Origin of the sequence: Streptomyces sp. x-80 (assembly GCF_046549095.1) — a bacterium.
Taxonomy (GTDB): Bacteria; Actinomycetota; Actinomycetes; order Streptomycetales; family Streptomycetaceae; genus Streptomyces; species Streptomyces celluloflavus.
Window position 1 is genome coordinate 67094 of sequence record NZ_JAJPWM010000029.1, and the last position, 11461, is coordinate 78554.

General features: G+C 66.2%; 6 protein-coding genes and 1 pseudogene. 5 read left to right on the top strand and 2 right to left on the bottom strand.

Translation table 11 applies throughout. From position 1 onward, the window contains the following. Positions 1–62: 62 nt before the first annotated feature. The 3 genes from ACLJWH_RS37690 to ACLJWH_RS37700 all read left to right on the top strand — a co-directional run bounded on the left by ACLJWH_RS37690 (position 63) and on the right by ACLJWH_RS37700 (position 6542). A complete protein-coding gene (locus ACLJWH_RS37690) occupies positions 63–764 on the top strand; it encodes a hypothetical protein (protein ID WP_411146310.1) in 702 nt (233 codons plus the stop codon). 439 nt (positions 765–1203) lie between these two features. After that, on the top strand, positions 1204–5637 hold the full coding sequence (locus ACLJWH_RS37695) for an SNF2-related protein (protein ID WP_411146311.1): 4434 nt from the start codon (positions 1204–1206) through the stop codon (positions 5635–5637). After that, entirely contained in the window at positions 5634–6542 is a 909-nt protein-coding gene (locus tag ACLJWH_RS37700) for a hypothetical protein (RefSeq protein ID WP_411146312.1), read from the top strand. Before ACLJWH_RS37695 ends, ACLJWH_RS37700 begins: the two co-directional genes overlap by 4 nt. A gap of 498 nt (positions 6543–7040) precedes the next feature. On the opposite strand, the gene ACLJWH_RS37705 is transcribed toward ACLJWH_RS37700, so the two are convergent. Together ACLJWH_RS37705 and ACLJWH_RS37710 are read right to left on the bottom strand one after the other, a co-directional pair. Further along, the gene (locus ACLJWH_RS37705) at positions 7041–7490 is read right to left on the bottom strand and encodes a hypothetical protein (RefSeq protein ID WP_411146313.1); all 450 of its coding nucleotides are present in this window, start codon (positions 7488–7490) and stop codon (positions 7041–7043) included. A 488-nt stretch (positions 7491–7978) separates the two neighbouring features. Beyond that, positions 7979–8131 (bottom strand): annotated as a pseudogene (locus tag ACLJWH_RS37710) (IS1380 family transposase); the annotation flags it as partial. A gap of 580 nt (positions 8132–8711) precedes the next feature. Here ACLJWH_RS37710 and ACLJWH_RS37715 point away from each other — a divergent pair. Beyond that, entirely contained in the window at positions 8712–9401 is a 690-nt protein-coding gene (locus tag ACLJWH_RS37715; RefSeq protein WP_411146314.1) for a hypothetical protein, read from the top strand. 64 nt (positions 9402–9465) lie between these two features. After that, the gene (locus ACLJWH_RS37720; RefSeq protein WP_411146315.1) at positions 9466–10908 is read left to right on the top strand and encodes a glycosyltransferase family 2 protein; all 1443 of its coding nucleotides are present in this window, start codon (positions 9466–9468) and stop codon (positions 10906–10908) included. Positions 10909–11461: the final 553 nt, after the last annotated feature.

The window sequence follows — 11461 nt, forward strand, 5'->3', positions numbered from 1 at the left end:
GCACTGCGGTACAAATCGCCTCCATGGCGAGGACCACCCCCACTCCGCCCAAGCCGGCAAGCGTGATCGCACGCAGACGTAACGGAGCCGCCCGACGGGTCGAGATCTCCGCCCAAGAGGTGGAGGAAGCCGTCCGGCTCCTGCAACACGTGCCCATCCCCGAGGCTCGTCAACTGCGGGACAAGCTCGCCGCCGTTCTACGGCCGGTGTGCAACTGGGCGTCGTCACGCCCGGGGCGGTACTCCAACTACCCGGCCTGGGGCCCGTGCGGGGCGTTTGTCGACGCGCCGAGGGAACGCTGCGTCGAGCACCAGTGGCCGCTGCCCGCCGATGCCGCCGATCCCTTCCCGGACCGATGCACCGTGACGTTGGACGAGGAACTTGAGGACTCCCGCTGGGTGCACTACTCCGGCGGGCTGCGCTGCCCGTTCGACCGCCGGACGGGAAGTGACCAGTGTCCCCATCACGATCCGCGCGACATCGAACGGTGCGGTCACCCGGTGGACGACGGTGGCACCTGTACGACCCCGCAGGGAGTGTTCGCGTGCCGGGACCACCAGTACGCGAGACTCGCGGCCTTCAGGAGCCAGCTCGAACAGCTGCCGTTGACCCTGGGCTGCAGTCAGTGCGGCGCCACCGCAGGCGAGAGCTGCACCAGCAAGAGCGGCCGGGCTGTCGCGTTCCACAAAAGGCGCGTCAGCACCAGCGAGAACTTGAAGAAGCATGAGGCACTGTCCGACACGATCCGGTGGCTGAGCCTGTGACCGGCCCCCGGGACGCCCTTGCCCCTCCCGCACGCGCTGGCCTTCTGCCGGAACAAGGGCGCGGGTGGGGACGCGACGCGCGCCCGTCCCCCTGACAGGTGAACCGCACCGCCCCGGCCTCCCGTCCCCCGAACGAGTCGGTCACCGTGCCCACGCTCGGGCTCTCCTGGCGGACCGGCACACGCAAAATCCCAGGTCAACGGCATCCCGTCGCTGACTTCTGCAGGTCTTGATCACGGAAATCCGGGCACGAAGATGCTGATTTGCTACCTATCACCCCATTTCCACGCATTTCTCCGTGAAGGTTGCGATGGCCTCTGTACCGCCGGATTCCACTGTCCGTGTGCCACGTCCCGCGTCCGGTTCCCGTGTTGCTCTGGAGTCGGTGGATCCGAATGTTTTCTCTCGACTGCTGGAGGCAGCGTGGGCAAACCGCCACTTGCCTCCCGAGCTCGCCGCGGAGGCCGCCGCACGCGGGGGGTCCGGACGCCTGGGCATCAAGGATCTGCGTCTGCTGTTGATGCGGGCCGCGTCGCTCCCCTCCGCCCAAGCGGCCGTCTCCGGCGCCTGGGCGATCGTCTCGGCACGCCCCGAGCTGGCCACCTCGGTGCTCCATACGCACTGCCAGGACATCGGCGCCGCGTCCGCCTTCGTGATCCGCGAGGTGCCCAGCGCGAACCCGATGCTGTTCAGCGCTCAGGCCGGTTGGCGCGAGTCCGGATCGAGCGCCCACGGCGCCGTGGTGACGCGCCCCAGCCGCAAGGCCGCCCATCAGTGCGCGGCCGTGAGCCTGCTCGGTCACCTCTGCGGGACCGAGCCGGTCGAGCAGGACAGCAGCCTGGCCGGATGGGCACCCGCCGGCCGCTTCTCATCGGCTTCGCCACCAGCCCAGGCCCGGGATGAGTCCTTCCCGAACCGCCTGCAACAGGCCCTGGAACGCCCTCAGATCGCACCGGCGGAAGTGACCGAGATCGTCTTGCGGATCAACGCAGGCGAACTGATCCCGCGCGACCTGCACGCTGTTCTGTTCACCGCCCGTGCTGCAGGGTGGCTGCCCGCTCGCGAGGCGGCCCTTGCCGCGGCGGGGGATCCCAGCGTCGCTGTCGCCGTGCTGACCCTGCACCAGTCACTGCGCCACAGGGCGACGCCCACCTATACAGAAGAGGTACGCAAGAGCGAGCCCGGTTCGCCGCTCTTTCGCATGCGCGCTACCTGCACGATCGACGGAGAGGAGATCAGCGAGCTCGGTCCATGGCGCAACAACAAGCGGCAGGCGCGCGGAGCAGTCGCGCACCGGCTCCTGGCCCAGCTCGCCGGACTGCCGGTGCAAGCGCCGCTGCCACTCCAGGGCGCCCGCTCGCTCCCGGCAGCAAGCAGCGGCCGGGCGCAGGACAGTGATCCACAGGAGCAGCTGAAGGTCCTGGCCGAATCCGGTGCGATCAGCGAGCTCGTCTTCAAGGGCGCGCCTGGCATCACGGGCCTGGAGCCGCTGTTCGTGTCCGTCGCCGCCTGCGAACACCGCGGTGAGCTGCTCACCGTCACCGAGCGGGGGCTGGGCCGCTCCAGCACTCGACTGTCGGCCGCGCGTCAACTGCTGGATACCGTCCAGCGCGCCATGGAGGCAGGCCGGGGTCTGCGCCTCGGCCGTATCCCGGTGCCGGAGCTCGGCGGCAAGAACCCGCTGATGCTCCTGAACGAGTTCAAACAGACCGGCAAGATCAGCAAGTTGCGCATCGAGGACCCCGAGACGGATGCCGCGGGATTCGTCGCACGGATCACCTGCAAGGTGCACGCGGAGTGGCTGGAGGCCGTCGGCCATGGGCCCAACAAGCGCGAAGCGCAACGCCAAGCCGCTGAGGTCATGATCGAATTGCTGGCCGCTCCCGCAGAGGGGCAAGGCCACGACCCGAAGGCTCCCGCCGCTCCGGAACCGGCGGCCGCGGCGGCCGCCAGTGCGGGAGCCGTCGGCGCGCACCGCAATCCTGCCGGACCCCTCGCGGACCGCGATGAGGCCGCAGCCGCCGAGGACGCGCTCGTCGCACTGCTGCAGCAGGGCATTGAGATCACCATCGATCTGCAGGACGGCACCGGCCGCTTCCTACTCTTCCAGGCCGACGGGCTCCCCGTGGAGGCCGTCTGCCACAAGCCGATCAGACGCTGCACGGCCGACCTCATCCTGCCCGGCCAGGGCCTCGCCGTCGGCCCCCGCCCGGTGGAATGCTTGCAGGTGCCTGTGCGGCTATTGGCCAACGCCCTGGCCCGATCCTCTGACGGCGTCAAGCTCGCCCCGTCCGTCCGACTGTGGCATCAGATGATCCAACTCGGGCTGGCCGTGGTGGCCGACGGCCGGGTGTACCCCACACTGGACAGCAACGGCGCCGACGTGTGGCGCCTGGGCCCGCTCAACGAACACGAGCGCCAGCGCGCACGGCAACTGCGCCAGGCCATGGCGCCTCCCGCACACTGCGGAGCCGCCACCCACACCCGGCCCTACCTCCTGTGGGCGCCCCGCATCGCGATCCGCACCGGACTCGACGCGGTCGCGGAGGCGATGCTGCGCGGCCCCGGCGTTTCAGCAGTCCTGGGGAACAGGCCGTTCACGGCACCCATTCCGCGGCAGCAGAGCAGTACCGCACTGCGCCAATGGGGCGACCGCACCGAGGACCAACGCGCCGAGGCACCGCCGCTGGACCTGAAGCTGTCCGTACAGGCCCCCAAGAAGGGCAGCCCCAACGACACCGAACTGCTGTGGGCCGAGCTCCTGGTCGCCCAGCCCACCGCGGAAAGCCGCAAGCAACAGCTGTTCCGCCCGGTTACGCAGGTCGCCGGCGACGAGGCACTGGTAGGGCACATCCGCCGACGGCTGCGGCGCATCACCGAGACGTGGGAGCCCGCCCGGCGGCTCCTCGAATGCCCGGTACCCGACAAGTTCACCCTGCTCGCCAGCGAGGCCGTCCTGCTGCTGGGTGGCATGCGCGATCAACTGGAGCGGGCCGGCCTGAGCATGCACTGGCACCATCAGTGGACCGATCTGCTGCGCACCCGAGCCGTGGTCGGAGGACGACCCGACGAGTCCGCGGCCGTGCCCCGGCCGCGGTTCTCTCTCGACGACGTGCTGGACGGCCGGTGGCAGATGTCGCTCGGCGACGCCGACCTTTCCGATCAGGAGATGGACGACATCGCCCAGGCGCCACGGCCGCTGGCCAAGGTCCGGGACCAGTGGGTGATGGTCGACGAAGACACAGCCCGCCGTGCCGCCGACCGCCGCATCGGACCCATCTCCTCGGACCAGGCCCTCCGCGCGTCCTTGACCGGGCGCATCGACATCGACGGGCAGGACATGCCCTGCGAGCCGGCAGCCGCTCTCGCCAACCTCGTGGACTTCCTGCGCACCGGCTCCCGCACTACCCCCGTTGCCGCACCGGGAGCCTTGCAGGCCACGCTGCGCGACTACCAGCAGCTGGGCCTGGCCTGGCTGGCGAACACCACCGACGCGGGCTTCGGCGCGCTGCTCGCCGACGACATGGGCCTGGGCAAGACCCTGACCGCTCTGGCACTGCACCTGCACCGCCGGGAAACCACCACGACCGGTGCCACCGGGCCGACCCTGATCGTCTGCCCGGCCTCCGTCGTCATCAACTGGGAGCGGGAAGTCCACCGCTTCGCCCCGACCGTGCCGACCCTGCGCTACCTGGGAGCCGACCGCACCCTCGAAGACGCGACCTCCCGCACGATCGTCATCACGAGCTACGAGACGCTCCGCCGCGATGTCGACCTGCTGGCCCTCCTGCACTTCGACCTGGTCGTTGCCGACGAAGCCCAGATGGTCAAGAACCACCGCACCGCCACCGCCCGCGCCCTGCGCCGCATCAAGGCCACGGCCCGGGTGGCACTGACCGGCACCCCGGTGGAGAACAACCTCACCGAAGCCTGGGCCCTCATGGACTGGCTCAACCCCGGCCTGTTCGGCACGCAGCGCGTCTTCCGCGACCAGTTCGCCCGCCCCATCGAGGACAACATCGCCGACACCGAGCGCACCACACGGCTGTCTGGTCTCATGAGCGCGTTCATGCTGCGTCGCCACAAGAGCGACCCGGGCATCCTGCCCGATCTGCCGCCCAAGGACATCCGGCCGCGCATCGTCAGCCTCAGCGACGAACAGATCCAGCTCTACCAACAGGCAGCCGACGAAACCCTCCAGGCGATCCGCGACGCCCAAGGAGCCCACCGCAAAGGCCTGTTGCTAGAGCTGTTCAACAAACTGCAGCAGATCTGCAACTCACCCGCCCAGTACCTCAAAGACCCCCTGGACGACGACCACGACCCCGAGCAGGCGGCATCCCGGTCCGGCAAAATCGGCGCCCTTGACGACCTGCTGCCCGCCTTGACCGGACCCGCCGAGTCCACGCTGATCTTCACCCGGTACCGGTCCATGGCCAAGCTCCTCGTACGGCACCTGCGCGGCCACGGACACGACCCGCTCTACTACAGCGGCGACATTCCCTCCGTCCGCGAACGCCAGCGCATCATCGACACCTTCCAGGCCCGCTCGGGCCAGCTCATGGTGATGACGGTCAAAGCCGGCGGCACCGGCCTCACCCTCACCCAGGCCAGCCACGTCGTGCTCTTCGACCGCCCCTGGAACCCGGCCAAGGAGAACCAGGCCATCGACCGCGCCCATCGCCTGGGCCAGCAGCGCACCGTCACCGTGCACCCGCTCATCACGGAGAACACCCTGGAGGACCGCGTCGACGAACTCCTCAACCACAAGCGGGCTCTTGCCGACGCCGTGCTCGCCGACGGCTACTCCGCCCTCACCGAACTGACCGACGACCAGATCATCGACCTGATCGCGCTGGGAGCACAGCGATGACCCCGAACGCATGGGCTTATGCCTGGGAGACCCTCCTGCGGGCCACCATCAACGACGAAGCCCTCTGGCTCGCCGGCCACAACGACCTGTCCGCGGGCGGCCTCACCCACATCGCCCTCGAACCCGGCCGGGTGAGCGCCACCGCCACCGACCGGCACCACACCGCACCAGCGCATCCGACGATCACCATGCCGGTCCTCACCGACGCTCAGACCATGGTCTGGCAAACGGCCTCCCCCGACTGCGGCCACCACCAAGCCGTCCGCACCGGCAAGTTCCCCGACTGCCTCGCTCACCCGGAGCACACCGGCGGCGTGTCCTTCCAGCCCGCGCCGGAAGAGATTACCTTCGGCTGCGACTGCGGTTCCTCACCGTGCCGCCACGCCGCCGCCCTCACCCACGCCGTCACCGCACGCCTGACCGCACGCCCCGCCGGCTTCGCCACCCTCCGCGGACTCCCCGCGGATCCCCCGGAACACCGCCCGGCGACCGGCGCCGACCAGCCCGTCACCACCACCCGCACGACGCCCGGCGGAAAGGTCCACATCCCTGCCCACCACGCATGGGCGTGGTACCGCGAATGCGCCGAGCCGCCCCTGCTACCCCCGTACACGCCCGAGGTGACCGACGGGCCCGCGCCGGGCCTTCCGGTGCGAACAACTCCTCCTCCGCCTGCACCAGAGGCGGAGCAGCTCCAGGCGCTCATCCATGACGCCGCAGCACAAGCGCGAGCACACCTCCGTGACGCCACTCAGCTGGAGTGTTCACAGCACGAGGACGTACTCCGCCTGGCGGCTGCGATCCCCGGAGTCCGGCTTCCCGAAGCGGCCGAACATCTGGGCATCGATATCCCCGATCTACGAGAGCAGATCTCGGCGTACACACCGACCCCGCTGCGGCACTGAACAGGCACTTGACCACCGCGTAGGCCGGAGCAGACGTTTCGCCCCGGCCTACTGCAGCACCGAGCCGCAACCCACCTGGCTGGCCATGTACGCATAGTCAGGTTCGGGATCCCCACCGTCGGCCCCGGCTGGGCTGACTTTCTGGACCAGCTCCGTCGCGGCCTGTCCGCCCTCGACCCCGTCTACCGGATCGAGGAGTTCGGCACGCAGTTCGGCGGCCTGCGGATCACCGTCGCCGACCGCTTCGAGGACGGCGAATCCGCCGACCAGTCCGCCGCCCTGACGACGCCGCCGAGACCACGTCCGAGCACACCTGCGCAGCCTGCGAAGCCATCGGCCGCATCCGCTTCCGTGGCGACGGCGCCGGGATGCGGATCCAGTCTCTGTGCGAGGATTGCCGCAGCCTCGGAGTCTTCCCTTGTTCCGCGCACTGCGACCACTGGTCCCCACACTGACCAGGTGAATCCCTGTCCGTCCGGGCCGAGTTCGCGCAACGTCTCACAGGGGGTCGGAAGGTTCATCGATACGGATCACGCTGTCGATCCGGTTGTTCCCGCGGCTTCTCACACTGGTGCTCACCCTGGTCGGCCCTCCGTCAGTACCCTCCGGGCTCCTGGCGAGTTCATCCGACCGGGTATCGACTTCCATGTACGCCTCGATCCGGAACCGTGAGCTGACGTCCAGCGGCTCGAACACGTCCGCCGGAAGCGCCTCGGCCAGCACAAGTTTCCCCGAGCCCAGGTGAATCGCGACCTTCGGCCGGCACCGGGCGTCGGACTCCCACCCGAGCACGATGCTCGGCAGCACGAGGTTGGCTCCGGCCTTCACCACCACGGGGAACTGGAGGCTGCGGTTTGCGTCTCGCAGCCACCCGTTGCCGGAGACGTTGAACGACGGCGGCAGGGTGATCAGCGTGCCGCGTACGCGGGAGAGGCCGACCTTGAACAACATCCGGGCCTTCCACCGGAGGGCGCTTCCACCGCATCCCGTCGACGTCCAGCCAGACGGTGTACCCGACCACGTTCACGTCTTGGCGGCCGATGTTGACCACCGACGTCGATATCACCCAGTGCTCGTCATCGCGGCGTCCGCGTACGGCGGTTATCTGAACACGCCCGCCCGTAAGCCAGTGACTCCAGACTTGCCAGGCCAACCCCAAGGCACCGGTACTCGCACCGAACACAGCAAGCGCAGTAGTCCAACTCATGAGCCTGGAACGTATAGACCGGCCCGGAGACGCGCCAGATGGCCTCACGCCGTCATCAGTGCTGGCCAACGCAAGCGAGAAGGTGATCTGCATCACTCCACGTGTGGGATGGTGATGTCTCAGGGCAGCAAGGAGGCCCTTGAGCGAGCTCGTGGAGCGTCGCCATCCCTCGCCCGCTGTGCTGCAGGGTGTCATGTCTCATGAGGCATGCGGATTGTGGAGAAACATTTTTGCGCCACGGTGTCAGAGCCGCCGATATCGCAGTATCCAGGCCGGTCTTGCGGACCGTCTCCACCAGCAGCACGGCCCCGGCCTGCGAGACCACTCCACGACCGTCACCCTCAACGCGGACATGCAGGTACGACCCGATACGCTTCTTCACCTGAGAAGCGCTTCTTTCCACGGCGCGATCTGGACCCTCGAAAAGTCCTATCGTTGCAGGTCAGAAGCACTTCTCGCGTTTGTGATCAAACCCTCTCCGTACAAGCGTGAGGCTACCCCCCATACTTCTCAGCGGGTTCCTCCCCTGGTAGCCGAGGCCGGACCACAGACACTGCCCAGGTCGGCGCGGTCCCCGAGAGCGAGGGCCCGCCTGGGCAGGGCATACCTGGATCACGACGTGGCGCTGGGCCCGCTGCTCCAGCGTCCACCCTGGTGGGTACGGGCTGCCTGCCATGGGCCCGCCCTGCACGTAGGCCTTCCGTCGGCCGTCACACCCGCGGTTCGCGCCCTCCGCTAGCGAAAGGAGACGTGAAAGTACACCTTCATCCCCCGATGTCGGCCTTTGACAGCTCACGCCACGTACGTTCATCCCGCACGTTGGAGGACGCGAAGACCACAGCACCCAGACGAGAGACCCCATGCAGCCATCCGACCGAACCCGCCCTGCCCTGTTCACCGTCGGCGGCTCACTCGCCGTGACACACTCGGTCAACTACCTCCCCATGGCAGGGTGGAGACAAATGCTGCCGCTTTTCCTCACGGACGCGGTAGAGCTCGTCGACTACGCCCGTGCTCGGGCTAGTTTGAAAATCTTCTACGAGCGGGGGCAGCTGCAGTGGATCCTCGACAATGCCAAGGCGGGCGACTACACGCTGATCTCTTTGGGCCGCACCGAGACTCGGCTCACCCCTGGTTTGCATACTGAACCGTTCGGTGACCATCAGGAGTACCTCCGGGCCTACACCAGCGAACTCCGTGAACATCAGGTGCACCCAGTTCTTTTCACACCATCAGAAGCTCGTCACCTCGACGGGCACCACAACAACAGACGAAGCCTGGAGCAGTATCCCGCTGCGATGGAGAACATCGCCCAGGAGACTTTCACACTACTGATCGATCTGTATGGGCAGAGTCTGCAGTGGTGGAACGAACTGGGTCCGGAAGAGACAAAAGAACCCTTTACTCACCTGAAGCCGGGCGAAGATCCGTCGGTCGGGATTTCCCACGCCAGCCTCCCTCGCCCTGGCATAACCGCGGAAGAGCAGGTCAAGTTCAAAGGGACCGCACCGACGCGACGGGGAATCAACCAAGCGCAGTTGCAGATCAAGGGCCCTGATTTCGATTCGGCAAAGTACACCCTAGCGGCAACAAGTATGCCCCCTAACAGCCCCTACACAGACAGCACGGAGGTGACATTCTTCACACAATAGAGGCGACACTGGAAAACAGCACGAAAAGAATCAATTCAACCGCCCGCATTACGGAGATTCCCCGATGCCCATAAAGGTTTCCGTCGTCCTGCTGTCGCGAGACCCGGGAGCAAAGCTAGAAAAGTCTATTGGCTCTCTGCTGAAGCAGACACTTCCACACGCACATTTCGAGGTTATTCTGGTTGATTGTGGATCCACCGACGGAACCAGTGAACGCCTGGATCAACTTGCTGCGGAGCAAGCCAATTTTCATCTGCTCAAACAGGCCAACCACGAAGGCCCCGGGCACCCTCGGAACTTTGCCGCGTCCCTGGCAAGAGGAGATTACATAACGTTCCTTGAGGCCGGGGATTGGCTTGGAGCTGAGGCACTGGAACGACTCTATGAGTACGGCACGCAGCATGGCTCCGATATCGTCGCGGGGAAAATAGCGAGCAAGGGCCGGGCAGTACCACGAGTACTCTTTTCCAAAGACCGTCCTTTTGCAACACTGGAAAACGCTCCTCTGATTGACAGTCTCGGGTGTCACAAATTGTTCCGGCGCCAGTTTCTTATGGAGCACCAAATACGATTCACGGAGAACCGTATTGGGTTGGTGGATCACGCCTTCGTCGCGCGCGCCTACCTATTGGCTCATCACACATCTGTACTGAGCAGCTACGTGTGCTTCTACCAAACGTCGGGAAGTCAGTGGGGGTCTCCAGTCCTGGAAGATTACTTCAAGGGGCTGCGGGAAGCGCTCGATGTGGTCGAAAGTCACACTCAGCCGGGTGCTCTACGGGACAAGATATACCGACGCTGGCTCCGCGTAGAAATGACTGAACGTATGCGTGGGCAGCAGCTCCTAAAACAGGATCCGGAGAATCGAGATGCCCTCCTAAAAGCCATGCGTGAACTCATCATCAATCGATTCGGCCAGGGCGTGCTGGCCGGCCTCCAACCTGCGCAGCAAGTCATCACTGCTCTGATCCTGGGAGAACTTTCCGCAGACCTCGTGGCCTTCGCTCAGTGGGAGAGCAGCATCCACGTGGTGAGCGAGATCGATCGTGTCCGATGGCACGGCGGATCAGTGGAACTGTCGGTCCGTGCTGAACTCATGGTCGGCCCTCAGCCTATGGCCTTCTTCCACATCGGCGGTGTCGACGTGCTGGAGCCCCCTTTGTCACCGGAGGCGCGGGGTATTGTCGGCCGAGTCGGTGCGAACATGGAAATCCAGACACACAAGAGCGCCCTTGAGGCAGTACTGCGAGAAAGAGCCAGTGCCGCCGAGTCCAGCTTGCCGGTAAAACTCAGGCGCAGTCGACTTCCCGTGGCAATGCGCGCCGACTTCGAATCCGGTGCTTACGGCGAGCGCTTCCGGCTGATCTTCGAAGGAGAGATCTCCATAGCCTCCCAGATCTCGGCTGGTGAGAAGGGGCTGTCAGCCGGCTCTTGGGATCCTGTTGTCCGCATCCGTCTGGGTGGCTGGAATAAGAGTTCCGTCATGGGACGTTCCTCCCTTAGTTGACCCGGTGTGCGAGTTGGGAAGACGATGCGCGGGCCCCTCGTACGCTGCCGGTGATGGGTCGTCACTGTCCCCGCGAGGCTTCTGTCATGGATGCTACGACCTTTGTCGTTGAGGTGTTCTGCCTCATCGACGACAGGCTGCAGGACCGGCGGCTGAGCCGTCGCGGCCCTGCCCTGTCCTGGCCGGCAGCGAGGTCTTGATGATCGAATGCGTCGGGAAGTTCTTCGGCATCAACACCGATGCCGACCTGTATGAGCGCTTACACCACTGGTGGGGTGATTGGTCCCCGGCCCGCGGCGAGTGCACTGCACCGCCTTGATCCGCCAGGCCGCGAACCTGTGGCGGGTCGAAACGGACCTTCGCCGACATTTGCTGACTTTGGTGGCTTGCGATCCGCTGCTGCCGGTCCTAATAGGGCTTTGTTAGCTACTCAGGAACGCCAGAGTCGCTGCGCTGATCACCTCGGGTCAGAGAAAATTGGGCGGGGCGTCCCGGCCAGCCGATCGATCTGCGATGCCGGTGAGCTCGTTACTCAGGATGGCCATGGGGGTTG

What these genes read in the sequence shown, in the direction of transcription:
- ACLJWH_RS37700 (WP_411146312.1), top strand. Translation starts at nt 5,634, where the DNA reads ATGACCCCGAACGCATGGGCTTATGCCTGGGAGACCCTCCTGCGGGCC.
- ACLJWH_RS37715 (WP_411146314.1), top strand. Translation starts at nt 8,712, where the DNA reads ATGCTGCCGCTTTTCCTCACGGACGCGGTAGAGCTCGTCGACTACGCC.
- ACLJWH_RS37720 (WP_411146315.1), top strand. Translation starts at nt 9,466, where the DNA reads ATGCCCATAAAGGTTTCCGTCGTCCTGCTGTCGCGAGACCCGGGAGCA.